The sequence below is a fragment of the Pseudonocardia hierapolitana genome, assembly GCF_007994075.1.
Taxonomy (GTDB): domain Bacteria; phylum Actinomycetota; class Actinomycetes; order Mycobacteriales; family Pseudonocardiaceae; genus Pseudonocardia; species Pseudonocardia hierapolitana.
On record NZ_VIWU01000001.1, the window covers coordinates 7,260,735 to 7,277,205 of the forward strand.

17 protein-coding genes are annotated in these 16,471 nt (G+C 73.8%); 12 read left to right on the forward strand and 5 right to left on the reverse strand.

The features are described from left to right. Positions 1–2 precede the first annotated feature (2 nt). The 3 genes from FHX44_RS34275 to FHX44_RS34285 all read right to left on the reverse strand — a co-directional run bounded on the left by FHX44_RS34275 (position 3) and on the right by FHX44_RS34285 (position 3,522). Positions 3–1,343: an FAD-binding protein gene (locus FHX44_RS34275; RefSeq protein ID WP_170309155.1), complete on the reverse strand. Its 1,341-nt coding sequence runs from the start codon at positions 1,341–1,343 to the stop codon at positions 3–5. Positions 1,344–1,367: 24 nt separating this feature from the next. Beyond that, positions 1,368–2,222, reverse strand: a complete 855-nt coding sequence (locus FHX44_RS34280; protein WP_147259574.1) for a hypothetical protein — start codon at positions 2,220–2,222, stop codon at positions 1,368–1,370. A gap of 82 nt (positions 2,223–2,304) precedes the next feature. Further along, positions 2,305–3,522 (reverse strand): arginine deiminase, encoded by a 1,218-nt coding sequence (locus tag FHX44_RS34285; RefSeq protein ID WP_147259575.1) that lies wholly within the window; start codon positions 3,520–3,522, stop codon positions 2,305–2,307. A gap of 51 nt (positions 3,523–3,573) precedes the next feature. Here FHX44_RS34285 and FHX44_RS34290 point away from each other — a divergent pair, with 51 nt between their 5' ends. The 6 genes from FHX44_RS34290 (at position 3,574) to FHX44_RS34315 (ending at position 7,877) form a co-directional block, all read left to right on the forward strand. Next, positions 3,574–4,029 carry an Lrp/AsnC family transcriptional regulator gene (locus FHX44_RS34290; protein ID WP_147259576.1) on the forward strand — a complete coding sequence of 152 codons (456 nt, stop codon included), beginning with the start codon at positions 3,574–3,576 and terminating at the stop codon, positions 4,027–4,029. A gap of 29 nt (positions 4,030–4,058) precedes the next feature. After that, a complete protein-coding gene (locus tag FHX44_RS34295) occupies positions 4,059–4,295 on the forward strand; it encodes a hypothetical protein (RefSeq protein ID WP_147259577.1) in 237 nt (78 codons plus the stop codon). A 49-nt stretch (positions 4,296–4,344) separates the two neighbouring features. Then, complete coding sequence (locus tag FHX44_RS34300) at positions 4,345–5,361, forward strand: sigma-70 family RNA polymerase sigma factor (protein ID WP_147259578.1); 1,017 nt, start codon at positions 4,345–4,347, stop codon at positions 5,359–5,361. Positions 5,362–5,483: 122 nt separating this feature from the next. Beyond that, a complete protein-coding gene (gene ddaH / locus FHX44_RS34305; RefSeq protein WP_342793283.1) occupies positions 5,484–6,323 on the forward strand; it encodes a dimethylargininase in 840 nt (279 codons plus the stop codon). Then, on the forward strand, positions 6,320–7,555 hold the full coding sequence (gene rocD, locus FHX44_RS34310; RefSeq protein WP_147259579.1) for an ornithine--oxo-acid transaminase: 1,236 nt from the start codon (positions 6,320–6,322) through the stop codon (positions 7,553–7,555). Before ddaH ends, rocD begins: the two co-directional genes overlap by 4 nt. Before the next feature lie 52 nt (positions 7,556–7,607). Further along, positions 7,608–7,877 (forward strand): GlsB/YeaQ/YmgE family stress response membrane protein, encoded by a 270-nt coding sequence (locus FHX44_RS34315; protein ID WP_147261683.1) that lies wholly within the window; start codon positions 7,608–7,610, stop codon positions 7,875–7,877. A gap of 42 nt (positions 7,878–7,919) precedes the next feature. Here FHX44_RS34315 and FHX44_RS34320 read toward each other — a convergent pair whose 3' ends face one another. Continuing rightward, positions 7,920–8,612 carry a TetR/AcrR family transcriptional regulator gene (locus FHX44_RS34320; protein ID WP_147259580.1) on the reverse strand — a complete coding sequence of 231 codons (693 nt, stop codon included), beginning with the start codon at positions 8,610–8,612 and terminating at the stop codon, positions 7,920–7,922. A 529-nt stretch (positions 8,613–9,141) separates the two neighbouring features. Between FHX44_RS34320 and shbA the strand changes: the two genes are divergently transcribed. The 6 genes from shbA to FHX44_RS34350 all read left to right on the forward strand — a co-directional run bounded on the left by shbA (position 9,142) and on the right by FHX44_RS34350 (position 15,545). Then, on the forward strand, positions 9,142–9,792 hold the full coding sequence (gene shbA / locus FHX44_RS34325) for an RNA polymerase sigma factor ShbA (RefSeq protein WP_147261684.1): 651 nt from the start codon (positions 9,142–9,144) through the stop codon (positions 9,790–9,792). Between the two features lie 123 nt (positions 9,793–9,915). Further along, positions 9,916–10,314, forward strand: coding sequence for a DUF948 domain-containing protein (locus FHX44_RS34330; RefSeq protein WP_147259581.1), 399 nt, complete (start codon positions 9,916–9,918; stop codon positions 10,312–10,314). A gap of 70 nt (positions 10,315–10,384) precedes the next feature. Further along, entirely contained in the window at positions 10,385–10,708 is a 324-nt protein-coding gene (locus FHX44_RS34335; RefSeq protein WP_147259582.1) for a hypothetical protein, read from the forward strand. A 117-nt stretch (positions 10,709–10,825) separates the two neighbouring features. Then, the gene (gene alaS / locus FHX44_RS34340) at positions 10,826–13,486 is read left to right on the forward strand and encodes an alanine--tRNA ligase (RefSeq protein WP_147259583.1); all 2,661 of its coding nucleotides are present in this window, start codon (positions 10,826–10,828) and stop codon (positions 13,484–13,486) included. After that, on the forward strand, positions 13,483–13,908 hold the full coding sequence (gene ruvX, locus FHX44_RS34345; protein ID WP_147259584.1) for a Holliday junction resolvase RuvX: 426 nt from the start codon (positions 13,483–13,485) through the stop codon (positions 13,906–13,908). The genes alaS and ruvX overlap by 4 nt, the downstream gene beginning before the upstream one ends. 215 nt (positions 13,909–14,123) lie before the next feature. Beyond that, a complete protein-coding gene (locus tag FHX44_RS34350; RefSeq protein WP_246170745.1) occupies positions 14,124–15,545 on the forward strand; it encodes an endolytic transglycosylase MltG in 1,422 nt (473 codons plus the stop codon). A 30-nt stretch (positions 15,546–15,575) separates the two neighbouring features. Here the strand turns inward: FHX44_RS34350 and FHX44_RS34355 are convergent, their stop codons facing one another. Continuing rightward, positions 15,576–16,439, reverse strand: coding sequence for a spermidine synthase (locus FHX44_RS34355; RefSeq protein WP_147259585.1), 864 nt, complete (start codon positions 16,437–16,439; stop codon positions 15,576–15,578). Between the last annotated feature and the right edge of the window lie 32 nt (positions 16,440–16,471).

Sequence of the window (16,471 nt, forward strand, 5' to 3'; positions counted from 1 at the left end):
TTTCACCCGAGGAAAACGCCATGGCCGGGCGTCAGGATGCCGGCCGGGTCGTAGCGCTGCCTCAGCGCGACGAGATGGGGCCACCGCTCGCCGTAGTGGGCGTGCCAGTCGGCGGGGCGGCTGGTCACTGTGCCGATGGGGTAGCGCGCGCCGCCCGCGGCGAGGGCGCGGTCGAGCATGCGGCGGTTGCGGCGCAGCATCGCTGCGCCATACCCGGGGCCTGCGTCCGGCGGTCCTGCCGTCATCACGGTGAACAGGTGGACGAGGTCGCTGCCGTCCGGTGCGGGCAGGCGCAGCGACGGGCGGGTGAGCGCTGCCCGGCGGTGGGTGTAGAGCAGCACGAAGCCGCCCACGCCCACGTCGGCCGGCGTCAGCTCGGCGAGCGTCGCGCCGACGACCTCCTCCACCCGCGAGTCGGGCAGCCACACGGTGAGCCACGGCTTGGGCAGCGCGTCCCAGCCGATCAGCTCCCGCAGCTCGGCCACGGCATCGTCGATGCGTGTGACGTGCTCCAGGTAGCCGGCCTCCCGGACCTCGGCACCGGGCGGAGGGTCGGGCGCGCCGTCGGCCGGGTCGAAGGCGAAGGCGTTCAGGTGGTGCACCTCGCCCGCCTCGCCCGGACGCCACCAGTCCCCGAAGACCTCGGTCGCCTCGCCGCCGCGTGCGAGGGCGCGCAGGCCGCCGAAGAACGCGGCCGGGTCGGCGTGGGGGAGCGACCAGCCCCGCACCACCGCCGGGGCCGGTACCAGGCCGACCGTGGCCTCCGTGATGATCCCGAACTGGCCGAGCCCGGCGAGCACGGCCTCGAACAGGTCGCGGTCGTCCGACGGCGAGCAGCGGCGCAGCTCGCCGTCGCCGGTGACGACCTCCAGCTCGTGGACGTGGTCGACCTGGGCGCCGGTGGCGACGGCCGGGGGGATCCCGCCGACCGACAGCGTGCCGCCGACGGTGAGGCCGAGGTAGCCCGTCGCGGCCGGGATCGCGAGGCCGTGGCGGGCGGCCGCGCGGGCCAGCTCGAGCCAGGTGGTCCCCGCACCGACCGTCGCCCCGCCCGGGCCGAACGTGCGGATGCCGGCCAAGGCACTGGCGTCGATCACGACCCCGCCGGGCACGAGCGACTGCCCGCCCGTGGTGTTGCCCAGTCCGCGGGCGCCCACGGGGACGCCGTGGCGGCGGCAGTAGCGGACCATGCGGGCGACGTCCGCCGCGGAGCCGGGGCGCAGGACGGCGGCGGGCGGCCCGCTGCTGATCCGTCCGGCGTCCCCGGCGTAGCGCGTGCGCGTCGTGAGGTCGACGTGGAGCGAGCCGTCGAGCGGCGGGACGCCGCCGGGAAGGTCCGTCACACCGGCCATCCTGGCCGGTCCGCGTCAGGTGCGGCGCGGTGTGGTGAGGAACTTCCGCAGCTCCGATCGGGAGACCCGCTTCTCGCCGGTGATCACGAAGTAGGCCATGCCCGCGTCGGACACATCGCCCTTCTCGGCCAGCTCGAGCCGGGAGTGCAACCAGTCCATCTCGGGGCCGAGGTCTCGCAGGTATCCCCAGTCGGACAGCTTGGTGGGGCCGAGGTTGCCGTTCTGGTCCGGGATCTGGACGCGCTGGCAGCCCAGCTCGATCACGTCGTCGTAGGAGTGGCCGCCGTGGTCCTTCTGCCCGTGCGTCTGGTTGAAGCTGCCGTCGCCGTGCGAGACGCACTTCACGTGCTTGCGGGCCGTGGGATCAGCCGCGTCGAGGGCCATCCACGTGGTCTCCATCGGCCCGGCGAGGACGATGGTGAGCTCGTCGCCCGGCGTGGAGGCGTTGATCTCGGCGGTCAGCGCCGCGACGCCCGCGGCGAGCCCGGCGGGGTCGGCGCCGTCGTAGAAGCGGGAGGTGTCGAAGCCGAACCGCTCGCCCGCCCCCAGGACGCTCTCGGTCATGTTCCGGCGGTGCTCGGCGTCGGAGTCCCAGATGTGGTTGTTGTAGATGTAGTTCACGACGTTCTGCTGCAGCCCGGCGCTGGCCAGTATCGCCAGCGTCATGGCGGACGACGCCCAGTCGTCCTCGTCGTGCTGGTTGCCGTCGGCGGACAGGGCGATGCGCCCGATCCGGTCGTCCTGGGCGGCCGAGACCGGCACCGCCGGCAGCACCGGCAGCACCGGCACGTCCGGCACCGGCGGCAGACCCGGCGCTGCCGGTGCGCCCACGAGCATCGCGACGGTGGCGGCTGCAGCCCAGAACATCACGCTCCGGATCTTGCTCGTCGCGGCGCGCGTTCGTGGCGTTTCCGCGGATCCGTGGTGCCGTCGGGTGGCCGATGATCACCCGTTAGGGGTCGCGCAGCACCGGGCAGCTCATGCACCGCGGCCCGCCGCGGCCGCGACCGAGCTCGCCGCCCGGGATGTCGAGCACCTCGATGCCGTTGCGGCGCAGGAAGCGGTTGGTGGTGACGGTGCGCTCGTAGGTCACCACCACCCCGGGCGCGACGGCGAGGGTGTTGCACCCGTCGTCCCACTGCTCGCGTTCCGCGGAGTGCACGTCCTGCACCGGGGTGAGCACCCGGATCGCCGGGAGGTCGAGTGCATTCGCGATCGCGCGGTGCATGTCCTCGGGCGGGTGGTCGACCAGGTCCAGCTCCTTCTCGGTGTCGCCGGGCCGGATGGTGTACGCGGGCAGCATCCCGAGCCCGGCGTACTGGGTGAACGTCTCCGGGTCGACCATCGTCAGGACCGTGTCGAGGTGCATGAACGCGCGGGCCTGCGGCATCCGCAGCGCGACGATCCGGTCCACGTCGCCCCCGGCGAAGAGCTGCCGCGCCAGCCGTTCCACGCCCTGCGGGGTGGTGCGCTCGGACAGGCCGATCAGCACCGCGCCACCGCCGAGCACGAGCATGTCGCCGCCCTCGGTGGTGGCGGGCCCGTTGACCGCGCCCGCCGACCAGACCGCGTAGTCCGCGTCCGCGAAGAGCGGGTGCCAGCGGTAGACCGCCTCGTAGTGCACGGTCTCGCGCATCCGGGCCTTCTTGCGCATGCTGTTGATCGCGACGCCGCCGTAGAGCCACGCCGACGTGTCACGGGTGTAGAGGTGGTTGGGCAGCGGCTCGAGCACGAAGTCGTCGGCGTCGAGCACGTGGAAGGCGATGGAGCGCGGCTCCGGGATCCGGTCGAGCACCTCCCGCTTGGTGATCCCGCCGACGAGGTGATCGGTCAGCGTGCCGGGATCCATCGCGTCGAAGCAGTTGCGCAGCGCGTCGATGGCCAGTGGCCCGTACACCCGGTCGTCGAAGATCCGGTCGAGCACGTACTTGCGCGCCTCCGGGATCTCCAGCGTGGTGCGCAGCAGCTCCCCGAACAGGTACACGTCCACGCCCCGCTCCCGCAGGAGCGCGGCGAACCGGTCGTGCTCCTCCTGCGCCCGGGCCACCCACAGCACGTCGTCGAAGAGCAGCCGGTCCTTGTTGCCCGGCGTGAGGCGCTTCAGCTCCATGCCGGGCCGGTGCAGGATCACCTGCCGCAGGACGCCCACCTCGGAATCCACCCGGTACATGCGGCACATCCTGCCGCTTCGCCGCCGATGCCGCGGGGGCACGATGGGCGCGTGCAGCTGGACCGTCTGGACGAGGACATCATCGCGCTGCTGGTCGAGGACGCCCGCCGCAGCTACGCCGAGGTGGGGCAGCGGGTGGGCCTGTCCGCGTCCGCGGTCAAGCGGCGGGTCGACCGGCTGCGGGCCGACGGTGCGATCACCGGGTTCACGGTGCGCCTCGACCCGGGCGCACTGGGCTGGACCGTGGAGGGCTACGTGGAGCTGTACTGCCGCAACAGCACGGCACCCGGGGTGATCCGGGCGGCGGTGGACCGGTTCCCCGAGGTCGTCGACGCCAGCACCGTCTCCGGCGACGCCGACGCCGTGCTGCGGATCCTCGCCACCGACATGCGCCACTTCGAGAAGGTGCTCGAGCAGATCGGCGCCCAGCCGTTCGTGGCGAGGACGAAGTCGGTGCTGGTGCTGTCGCCGCTGCTGCGGCGCTCGTCCACCCCGCCGCCGCACTGATCGCAGGCCGGGCGTGGAAGGCTCGAGCCGTGAGCGTCCTGGTCGTCCTCATCGGTGGGGCCGAAGACGGCAGGCAGTTCCGCGTGCCGAACGACGATCCGATCGCGACCTCGGGGGTGCTGGCGCTGCCGGAGGTCGACGCGCCGTCTCAGGACGACCCCGTCGCCGACGAGGCGGCCCGGGCGACGTTCACCCTGCTGCGCTACCGCTGGGACGGCACGGTGCGCGAGGACGGCGCCCGCCGCTACCGGCTCGAGGGCCGGTAGCGTCCACGCGCCCTCCGCGGTGATGATGTGAGGAGCCAGAATTGGTGGCGTGAGCGAGCAGAGCGGGTCGACCGCCGTCGAGGATCCGGATCTGGTTCGTGCTCGCGGAGGGGACGACGCCGCGTTCAGCCGGATCGTCGCGCCGCTGCGGCGGGAGCTGCACGCCCACTGCTACCGGATGCTCGGCTCCGTCCACGACGCCGAGGACGCCCTGCAGGACGGCCTGGTGCGGGCGTGGAAGGCGCTCCCGGGCTTCGAGGCCCGCAGTTCGTTGCGTTCGTGGCTGTACTCGGTGGTGACCCACGCCTGCCTGGACGCGGCGCGGCGCCGCGGCCGCCGGGCGACGCCGGTGGACCTCGGGCCGGCGAGCGATCACGCCGTGGTCGACTCCGCACCGCGTGGCGACGTCGCCTGGCTCGAGCCGTACCCGGACGCGATGCTCGCCGACGCGCGCGTCGAGCAGCGCGAGGCCGTCGAGCTGGCCTTCGTGGCCGCGTGCCAGCACCTGCCGGGCAACCAGCGCGCGGCGCTGCTGCTGTTCGAGGTGCTCGGCTTCTCCGCCGCGGAGATCGCGGAGATGATGCGCACCTCGCGGGCGTCGGTGAACAGCGCCATCCAGCGCGCCCGTGCGGTCGTCGCCCAGAAGGTGCCGCCCCGCACCCAGCAGCAGACGCTGCGGGAGCTGGACGACGCGCGGCTGCGCGAGATCGTCAACGGGTTCTCCGGAGCGTTGGAGCGCCGCGACACCGACGGCCTGGTCGCGTTGCTCACCGAGGACGTCACCTGGACGATGCCGCCGCTCCCGCACTGGTACCGGGGCCTGCCCGCCGTCACCGACTGGGCGGTGCAGGTCCCGATGGGCTCCTGCGGGGCGTGGCGGCACCTGCCGACGTCGGCCAACGGCCAGCCCGCCGTGGCCTGCTACCTGTGGGACGACGCGGCCGGGGCGCACGTGGCGTGGGCGATCAACGTCCTCACCCTGAGCGGTGACCGGATCGCGGGGGTCACCTCGTTCCTCGGCCGCGAGCAGGTCACGGCGTTCGGGTTGCCGGCCGAGCTGCCCTGATCCCTCTCTCGGAGTACTGCGCTCGAATCGAGCGCGAACCGGGGCGAACACGCAGCGATGTTGCGTGAGATGGCAGGACTTCGCGATTGTCGGGCGGCCGGACCCTTCCTACCGTGATCAACGTGACCAGCGTCCTGCCCCGGCCGGTTGCGGCCGCCGAGCCCGTCGCCCGCCCCCGGCACTACCTGATGTGCCGGCCCGAGCACTTCGAGGTCCGCTACGCCATCAACCCGTGGATGCGGCCCGGTCGGCCCGTCGACCGCGAGCGGGCACTCGCCCAGTGGGAGGCGCTGCGGCAGGCGTACCTGGACCTGGGCCATCGCGTCGACCTGATCGACCCCGTCCCCGGCCTGCCCGACATGGTCTACGCCGCGAACGGCGCCACCGTCGTCGACGGGACGGTGCTCGGCGCGCGGTTCCGCCACCCCCAGCGGCAGGCGGAGGCGGCCGCGCATCGCGACTGGTTCGCCGCGGCGGGCTTCCCGGTCGTGGAACCGGAGTTCGTGAACGAGGGCGAGGGCGACCTGTTGGTGGTCGGCGACGTCGTGCTGGCCGGGCACGGGTTCCGCACGGACCCGCGCGCCCACGCCGAGGCGGCCGCCGTGTTCGGCCGCGAAGTCGTGCCGCTCGAGCTCGTGGACCCGTGCTTCTACCACCTCGACACGGCGGTGGCCGTGCTCGACGACGCGCACATCGCCTGGCTGCCCGCGGCCTTCACACCGGCGTCGCAGGAGGTGCTGCGGGCCCGGTTCCCGGAGGGGATCGTCGCAGGCCCGGCCGACGCCGCCGTGCTCGGCCTCAACGCCGTGAGCGACGGCCGCCACGTCGTGCTCCCCGCGCAGGCCACCGGCCTGGCCGCGGCACTCCGCGAGCGTGGCTACACGCCTGTGCCCGTCGACCTGTCCGAGCTGCTCAACGGGGGCGGCGGACCGAAGTGCTGCACGCTGGAGGTGCGCTCATGACGCTCACGCAGTCGGCGACGGCGGCCCACGAGGAGCTCGTCCGCGAGCACTCGGCGCACAACTACCACCCCCTGCCCGTCGTGCTGGCCGAGGGCAGCGGCGCATGGGTCACCGACGTCGAGGGCCGCCACTACCTCGACTGCCTCGCCGGCTACTCCGCCCTCAACTTCGGCCACCGCCACCCCGGGCTCGTCGCGGCGGCGCACCGCCAGCTCGACCGCCTCACGCTCACCAGCCGCGCGTTCGGCAACGACCAGCTCGGCCCGTTCTGCGCCGAGCTCGCGGCGCTCGTCGGGAAGCAGCGGGTCCTCCCGATGAACACGGGCGCCGAGGCCGTCGAGAGCGGGCTCAAGGTCGCGCGCAAGTGGGGGTACGAGGTCAAGGGCGTGCGGGAGGACCGGGCCCGGATCATCGTGGCCGCCGGGGGTTTCCACGGCCGCACCATCAGCATCGTCGGCTTCTCCACCGACCCGGACGCCCGCGGCGGGTTCGGCCCGTTCACCCCCGGGTTCGACGTCGTGCCCTACGGCGACCTGGACGCGCTCGCCGCCGCCGTCACCCCGGACACCGTGGCCGTGCTGCTCGAGCCCGTGCAGGGCGAGGCGGGCGTGATCGTGCCACCGGAGGGCTACCTGGCCGGCGTCCGCGCGCTCTGCGACGCCGCGCGCGTGCTGTTCGTCGCCGACGAGGTGCAGTCCGGGCTCGGCCGCACCGGTCACGTGCTCGCGACGCGCGGCGCGGGAACCGACGCGGACGTGTACCTGCTGGGCAAGGCGCTCGGCGGCGGGATCCTGCCGCTCTCGGCCGTGGTCGCGGACGACGAGGTGCTCGGCGTGCTCCGGCCCGGCCAGCACGGCAGCACCTTCGGCGGCAACCCGCTCGCCTGCGCGGTCGGCCGCGCGGTGCTGGGCCTGCTCGCCGACGGCGGACCGCACGGCGCGCTCGCCGCAGCGCGGCGGTCGGGTGCGGTGCTCCAGGCCCGGCTGGCCGACCTCGTCGGCCACGGCGTCGTCGCGGTACGCGCCGCGGGCCTGTGGGCAGGCGTCGACGTCGACCCGCGTCTCGGCAGCGGACGAGCCGTGAGCGAGGCCCTCGCCCGGCGCGGCGTGCTCGTGAAGGACACCCACGGCTCGACCGTCCGCTTCTCCCCACCGCTCGTCGTCACCGAGGACGAGATCGGCTTCGCGGTCGACGCGCTGGCCCGGTCGTTGACCGAGCTCACCGGCCAGTGATCTTCCTGGAGTACTCTCGGCGGCGCCATCGGCCGAGGGGAGCACCGGGATGATCGTCTTCACGATTCTGGGCTGGATCGTGTTCGGGTTGATCGCGGGCTTCATCGCCCGCGCGATCGTGCCGGGGAAGGACGACATCGGCATCCTGCGCACGATCATCCTGGGCTGCGTCGGGTCGGTGGTCGGCGGGCTGATCTTCGGGCTGCTGACCGGCGGCCTGCGCGGGTTCGAGCCCACCGGGTGGATCGGGTCGATCATCGGCGCTGTGCTCGTGCTCGTCGTCTACAACCAGGTCACCGGCCGCAAGCGCAACCGCGCCTGAACCGGCCCGTCGACCGACGCCCGGTGGGGCGCCTCGCGCGGCTCAGCCCGTTCGGCGGAACGGCCGCCCTTCGGTGCCCGCGTCCGCCAGCAGCTCGGGGCGGAGCATCCCGAACAGCACGGTGAGTAGCAGCTCCGCGGTGACGTCGTCGGGCTCGTCCGGGCGGTTGATGCTGCGCAGCAGCAGCAGGTTGACGACCATCCCGCTGGCGTCGAGCGCACTCGGGAACGGGCGCAGCTCGCCCGTGCGCTGGCCGTGTTCGATCAGCGTCCGCAGCGGTGTCGGCACCGGCGCGAGCGTGCGCGGGTCGTCCTCGTCGTCCGGGTCCGGCGGGCCGCTCACCTTGATCGTGTACTCCTCGACGGCCGACCAGAAGGCCGCGGTGAGCTTGCGGTACCGCTGGCTGATGCGGGCCAGGGCCCTGATCTGGTCGTTCAGCGCGTCCACGACGGGGCGGCCGATGGCGATGTCGTGCTCGGCCTCGGACAGCAGCGGGCGCACGAGCGGGCCGTAGACGGAGCCCACGAGGACCTGCTTGGACGGGAAGTGGTTGTAGGCCGTGGCCGCGCTGACCCCGGCCGCGGCCGCGACGTCCTCCATGCGCGTGTCGGCCCATCCACGGCTGCCGAACGTCGCGTCCGCAGCATCCAACAGCGCCCGTCGCGTGCGGTCCCGCTTCGTCCGTGCGGCGCGGGCGCGCGGATCCTCCGAGTCAGCGGGGGCGGAAGCTGCCATTGAGCGCAGCGTAACCGCTTTCGGCTCGAATTGCTCTTGACTCCAACTTGGGTTGGACCCAAACTCCGTGCTTGAAAGTCGAACGACCTCGATCACCGCAGGGCACGGCGGGGATCGGGCGCCGGAGGGGAACCGGAACGGACGCCTGCAGTCGGGGGACGAGCGCAGGTATCAGCGAAGGGTCCGGGCGCTCCTCCACAGCATGGATCGGCACTGACGCTCTGCAGTAACACCGAGCATGACTCAGCACGATCGCAGTACGCGCCGCCCGGTCGTCCGGAGGGCGCGCAGCCGCCGGCGATGGCACCGCCGGCGCAGGGGAGGGGAACCCGATGTACGCGTCCGATCTGTTGTCCCATCATTTCCGCCGGCGCCACGGGGCAGCGTCCGGCACCACCCTGCTCGTCACGGCAGTCGCACGATGAACGCGCTCGCGGCGGTGACCCCCGACGTGATCTCCACCGTCGAGGAGACCGACCGGACCGCCGATCAGGTTGCCGGCCAGGTCCTCGGGCAGGTCGTCGGGCAGATGGCGCCGCCCCTGCCGGACGCCGTCGTCCCGGCGCTCGGGCGCGCCGCTGCCGAGGCGGAGCCGCCGCTCCTGGAGAGCCTGCTGCGGGCTGCCGTGGCCGGCGAGCCCCGCGCGCGTGAGCGACTGCTCGCCGAGATCCACCCGCTCGTGCTGCGGTACTGCCGGGCCCGCCTGGGCAGGCAGGAGACCCTGATGGGCTCCGCCGACGACGTCGCGCAGGAGGTCTGCCTCGCGGTCGTCAACGCGCTGCCGGGCTACACGCTGCGCGGGCTGTCGTTCCGCGCGTTCGTCTACGGGATCGCCGCGCACAAGGTCACCGACGCGTTCCGGGCCATCGGCCGCAACCGGTCCGAGCCCGTCGCCGACATCCCCGACACCCCGCTCGTCCACGACGGTCCCGAGTTCCACCTGCTCCAGGTCGAGCTCACCGAGCGGCTCGGGGCGTTGCTGCACCTGCTCACGCCGCGCCAGCGCGAGGTGCTCGTGCTGCGCATCGCCGTGGGGCTCTCGGCCGAGGAGACCGCGCACGCGGTCGGGTCCACGCCGGGCGCGGTCCGGGTCACCCAGCACCGGGCGCTCAACCGGCTGCGCCGCAAGCTCGTGGCGGCAGGGGTCGATGCCGGGGACGAGCACGACGACGACGAGTAGAAAGGCCGGGTCACCGACCCGTTCACCGGCGAGCCCTGACGGTGACGGGATGCGGGCGGGGAGTAACCTGAGGAGATCAAGAGCGGCGATCCGGTTGCGCCGCGCGGGATCCGGGGAGGCTTCGTGTCGGCTGGCCAGATCGCGGCGCTCATCGCCGCGGGGGCCTTCGTGGTCCTCGTTCTGCTGCTGGCCGTCCCGCTGCTGAAGCTCGGCCGCACGCTCGACGAGGCCACCATCGCCATCCGCAAGGCGCACGAGGGCGGCGACCCGATCCTGCGTGACGCGCAGACCACGTTGCACCAGGTGAACACACAGCTGGAGCGGGTCGACGGGATCACCTCGAGCGCGCGCACGGTGTCGAGCAACGTCTCGGTGCTGACCTCGCTGTTCACCGCCACCCTCGGCGGCCCGCTGGTGCGGGCCGCGGCGTTCAGCTACGGCCTGAACAAGGCGATCAAGGCCCGCCGCGCCGCGCAGGACGCCGGTGCCCACTCCCGGCGGCGGAGGGGGCGGCGGACGTGAGCGGGCTCGCGAGCTCACCGATGTCACAGCGCGGCCGCGAAGCGTCGCCCGAGCGCAGCGAGGGCGTGCGATGAAGCGGCTCTTCTGGCTGGGGTTGGGGCTCGCCGTGGGGGTCTACGCCACCCGGCGGGCATCCGAGGCGGCCCACGCGCTCACTCCGGCCGGGGTGGGGGCCAACCTCGCCGACGGCCTGCGCGAGCTGGGCGCCGGGCTGGGTGCGTTCGGCGCCGAGGTGCGCGCCGGGATGACCGAGCGGGAGCGGGAGCTCGCCGACCTCGTGGAGCGCCGCACCGGAACACCGATCCCGGCGCTGAGCGACGCGTTCGCCGACCCCGAGCCTGCGCCTGCGTACCGGCCTGCTCCCCGCGCGCGAGCGCGCAGGGCAGGGGCCTGACCGCGCTTCGTTCCACCGCGCGCGTCCCCCTGCCGTTCCGTGTCCCGTTCGCTGCGGGAGACTGGGCCGCGCCGCCTTGAGGACGCCTGCCTCCCGTTCGACCCTTGGAAGCCAACCGTGCAGACCCACGAGATCACCCGTCGGTTCACCGAACACTTCGTCAACGCCGGCCACACCCGTGTGCCCAGCGCCTCGCTGATCCTCGACGACCCGAACCTGCTCTTCGTCAACGCGGGCATGGTGCAGTTCAAGCCGTACTTCCTCGGGCAGGTCCCGCCGCCGTACCCGCGGGCCACCTCAATCCAGAAGTGCGTGCGCACCGGCGACATCGACGAGGTCGGCAAGACCACCCGTCACAACACGTTCTTCCAGATGGCCGGGAACTTCTCCTTCGGCGACTACTTCAAGGAAGGCGCGATCGAGCACGCCTGGAACCTGGTCACCGGCAGCCAGGACGCGGGCGGCTACGGCTTCGACCCGGAACGCATCTGGGTCACCGTCTACCAGGACGACGACGAGGCGATCGCGCTGTGGCGGCGCATCGCCGGGCTGCCCGAGGAGCGGATCCAGCGCCGCGGCGGCGACGACAACTACTGGGACATGGGCGTGCCAGGCCCGGGCGGCCCGTGCTCGGAGATCTACTTCGACCGCGGGCCGGAGCACGGCCGCGAGGGTGGTCCCGTCGCCGACGAGGACCGCTACCTCGAGATCTGGAACCTCGTCTTCATGCAGGACGAGCGCGGTGAGCTCTCCCCGAAGAAGGGGCACCCGCCGATCGGCAGCCTGCCGAAGAAGAACATCGACACCGGCATGGGCATCGAGCGGGTGGCCTACCTGCTGCAGGGCGTCGACAACGTCTACGAGACCGACCTCGTGCGGCCGGTGATCGCCCGGGCCGAGGAGTTCTCCGGACGCCGCTACGGCGCCGACCACACCGACGACGTCCGGTTCCGGGTGATCGCCGACCACGCCCGCTCCGGCGTCCTGATCATCGGGGACGGCGTCACGCCGTCCAACGAGGGCCGCGGCTACGTGCTGCGCAGGCTGCTGCGCCGCATCGTGCGCTCGGCCCGGCTGCTGGGCGTGCACGAGCCCGTGCTCGGCCCGTTCGCCGAGGTGGTGCGGGACGCGATGGCTCCGTCCTACCCCGAGCTGGTCACCGACTTCGAGCGGATCTCGGCGGTCGTGCGGGCCGAGGAGGAGGCCTTCCTCGCCACGCTCACCGCGGGCTCGCGGATCTTCGACACCGCCGTGGCGGCCACGAAGCAGGCCGGCGGGAGCCGGCTGGCCGGGGACAAGGCGTTCCAGCTGCACGACACGTACGGCTTCCCGATCGACCTCACGCTCGAGATGGCCTCCGAAGCCGGGCTCACCGTCGACGAGCAGGGCTTCCGCACGTTGATGGAGGAGCAGCGGGCCCGCGCCAAGGCCGACGCCGCAAAGCACAAGGTGGGCCACGGCGACGCCTCGGTCTACCGTTCCGTGCTCGACGCCGCCGGCGGCAGCGAGTTCCTCGGCTACACCGACCTCGTCGCCGAGGGACGCGTGGTCGGTCTCGTCGTCGACGGCGTGGGCGTGCCCGCCGCGGGCACGGGCACCAAGGTGGAGGTCGTGCTCGACCGCACCCCGTTCTACGCCGAGGGCGGCGGGCAGCTCGCCGACACCGGCTGGATCCGCGGGGACGGGTTCACCGTCGACGTCGAGGACGTCCAGTCGCCGGTGGCCGGGCTGGTCGTGCACCGCGGCACCGTGACCGCCGGTGAGGCCCAGGTGGACGCCACCGTCCAGGCCGAGGTCGACACCGGCAGGCGGGCCGCGGTGTCGCGGTCGCACTCGGCCACCCACCTCGTGCACGCGGGGATGCGCAAGCACCTCGGTGACGCCGCCGCCCAGGCGGGTTCGCTCAACGCCCCCGGCCGGCTGCGGTTCGACTTCACCTCTCCCGGCGGGGCCGTGCCGACGTCCGTGCTGACCGACGTCGAGGACGAGGTCAACGCCGTCCTGCAGAACGACGAGGAGGTCCGCTGGTTCGTGACCTCCCAGGACGAGGCCCGCAAGCTGGGGGCGCTCGCGCTCTTCGGCGAGAAGTACGGCGACAAGGTGCGCATCGTCGAGATCGGCGACTACTCCCGCGAGCTGTGCGGCGGCACGCACGTGCACCGCTCCGGCCAGCTCGGTCTCGTGAAGCTGCTGTCGGAGGCCTCGATCGGCTCCGGCGTGCGGCGCGTGGAGGCCCTGGTCGGGCTCGACGCGTTCCGGTTCCTGGCCAAGGAGCACGTGCTGGTCTCCCAGCTGGCCGAGCAGTTCAAGGCCCGGCCCGAGGAGCTGCCCGAGCGCATCGGCGGGATCGTGGAGCGGCTTCGGCAGGCCGAACGGGAGCTGGAGAAGGTCCGCGCCGACGCGGTGCTCGCCTCGGCCGGCGCGCTCGCCGAGGGCGCCGAGGACGTCGACGGGGTCGCGCTCGTCGCGGTCGCCGCTCCGGAGGGGGTCGGCGGCAACGACCTGCGCGCGCTCGCCTCCGACGTCCGCGGCCGGCTGGGTGCGCGACCCGGCGTCGTGGCCCTGTTCTCCGCCGACGGCGAGAAGGTGTCGTTCGTCGTCGCCACCACGGCCGCGGCCCGCGACCGGGGCATCGCCGCCGGGAAGCTCATCCCGGCGTTCGCCCCGGCCGTCGGCGGGCGCGGCGGTGGCAAGCCCGACCTCGCCCAGGGCGGCGGGACGAACCCCGCCGGCATCCCGGAGGCGGTCACCGCGCTGCGTTCCGCGCTGCGCGGGTGAACCGGGGGCGGTACCTGGGGATCGACGTCGGCGCCGTCCGGGTCGGGGTCGCGATCTGCGATCCGGGCGGCGTGCTCGCCACCCCGCTCGTCACGGTCCCCCGCGACGCAGCCGGCGGCTCCGACCTGCGGGCGATCGCCGCGCTGGTGGCGGAGCACGAGGCGGTCGGTGTCGTCGTCGGGCTGCCACGCACGCTCACGGGCCGCGAAGGCCCTGCCGCGGAGGCCGCCCGCGCCTTCGCCGACGCGCTCGCCGGCGTGCTCGACGTGCCCGTCGAGCTGTCCGACGAGCGGCTCACCACCGTCGTCGCCACCCAGCAACTGCGGGAGCGCGGCGTGAAGGGCCGCAAGCAGCGGGCCGTGGTGGACCAGGCCGCGGCCGTCGCGATCCTGCAGGGCTGGCTGGACGCGCACCGCGGCTGATCCGGCCCGCCCCGGGGCCTGCGGCCTCATCCGGATGACCCGCCGATGCGGCGGCGTTCACCCGATGGCTACTCTCCGGTGTCGTGAACCCGGACGGATGGGACCACCGACGGCCGCCCCGACCCCCGGGTGCCGGCGAGCGAACCGGTTCTCACCCGGTCCCGCCGCCCCGGCAGCAGGGCAGGCCGCCGATCCAGCGGAACGGTTCGGGTCCCGTGCTCCGTCCCGGCCCGCTCCCGGAGACGAGCGCGCCCACCGTGCCGGTGCCCGTCGCGGGCCCCCGGATGCCCGGTGGTGCCCGGCGGCCCGGTCCGCCGGAGTCCGCCCAGCGGCCGGTTCCGCCCGAGTCCACCCAGCGGCTCGGTCCGTCCGAGGGCGCGGCGCGGCCGCAGAGCGGGCGGCGTGACCTGCCGCCGCCGCCCGACCCGCGCCCCGATCCCGAGCAGGCGGTGGACCGCCGCGAGGAACCGGCCGCCTCCCCGGTCGCGGAACCCGATCGTGTGCCCGGGAAGAACCCCCGGAAGAAGCGCAAGCGCGCCACGGTGCTCCTGCTCGCGGTGCTCCTGCTCGGCGGTGTCGCGGCGGGCGGCGTCTACTCGTTCGTCACCTGGTTCGCCGTGCCCGACTTCGAGGGTTCCGGCACCGGCGATGTCGTGATCGAGGTGGAGGACGGCGACTCGACCAGGCAGATCGGCGCCGTCCTCGCGGAGAACGGTGTGGTGGCGGCCCCGGAGTCGTTCACCCGCGCGGCCGAGGACGAGGAACGCATCCGCGCCGTGCAGCCGGGCTTCTACCAGATGCGCCGGCAGATGTCGGGTGCAGCGGCCGTGGCGATGATGCTGGACCCGGAATCCCGTGTCGGCGAGCTCGACATCCGAGGCGGCGTGCAGCTCGACGACACGCGGGCACCCGACGGCACGGTCGCACCGGGGGTGCTGAGCCTCATCTCGAAGGCCACCTGCGCCCGCCTGGACGGGCAGGAGCGGTGTGTCTCGGCGGACGAGCTGCGCGCCGCCATGACCGACACCGACCCGGCAGCTCTCGGCGTGCCGGAGTGGGCCCTCGAGGGCGTCGCCGCCGCGGAGCCGCGGCGCAGGCTCGAAGGCCTGCTCGTGCCCGGCCGCTACGACGTGCCGCCCGGCGAGTCCGCCGTCGACGTGCTGCGCGGCCTGCTCGCCACGTCCGGGGAGCGGCTCGAGGCCGCCGGCCTGGTCGCGGGTGCGCAGAGCATCGGCACCAGCCCGTACGACGTTCTGACGATCGCCTCGCTCGTGGAGAAGGAGGCGATCAACCCGGACATGCCGAAGGTGTCGCGGGTGATCTACAACCGGCTCGGCGCCGGCAGGCGGCTCGAGCTGGACTCGATGGTGAACTACCCCCTCGACCTGCAGGCGCTGCGCACCACCGCGGAGGATCGGGCGCGGCCGGGCCCGTACAACAGCTACGCGGTGGCCGGCCTCCCACCCACCCCGATCGCGGCGCCCGGCCGGGAGGCGATCGCCGCGGCGCTGGAGCCCGAGCCCGGCCCGTGGCTGTACTTCGTGCGGTGCCAGTCCGACGGCACCTCCTGCTTCGCCGAGACGCTCGACGACCACAACGCCAACGTGCGAGCCGCGCGGCAGAACGGGGCCTTCTGACCCCACCCCGGCTGCCCCGCTCCGGACGGCTCACTCCGGTCTGCCGAAGAACCCCGGTGGGGGCAGCGGGGACGGCGTCGTCGACCCGTCGACGGGAACGGTGGCGTCGCGGGCGAACTGGCGCAGGTCGGAGCCGGCGAGCACCCGGGCCGGGAACGCGTCGCCGGCGGCCCGGCGGGTGAGCTCGTCGACCGGCAGCGGCGCCGCCGACGCGACGAGGACGAGGTTGCCGAACCTGCGCCCGTGCAGCAGCTGCGGCACGGCGAGCACCGCGACCTCCGGGAACACCGCCTCTGCCGCGGCGACCTGCGTGCGGGCGAAGGCGAGCGACCCGCCGTCGGCGACGTTCGCGGCGTAGACCCCGCCGGCGGTGAGGACGGCGCTCGCGGCGCGGACGAACTCCACCGAGGTGAGGTGCGCGGGCGTCCGCGCGCCCGCGAACACGTCCAGCACCAGCAGGTCGACCGACCCGGCGGCCACGGTGGCGAGTGCGGCCCGCGCGTCGCCGACGGTGACCTCGATGCCGGTGCCGTCGGAGGGCAGCCGGGAGGAGACGAGGTCGACCAGGCCCGCGTCCAGCTCGACCACCCGCTGCGGAGACCCGGGACGGGTGGCGGCGATGTAACGGGCCAAGGTCCAGGCGCCGCCGCCGAGGTGCAGCGTGCGGAGCGGGGCGGTGGGCGGGGCCACGAGATCGGCGACGTGCGCCAGCCGGCGGACGTACTCGAACTCCAGGTGCGTCGGGTCGTCGAGGTCGACGTGCGACTGCGCGGTGCCGTCGAGCAGCAGGGTCCAGCCCTGAGGGCGGTCGGGGTCGCCGACGAGCTCGGCCATGCCGTGATCCACCTCGGCCGTGACGACCGCCCGCGCCACCCGCAATTCCCGCCGCTCCACGCCCCGATCCTGCCCCGTCGGCGCCGCCGCTG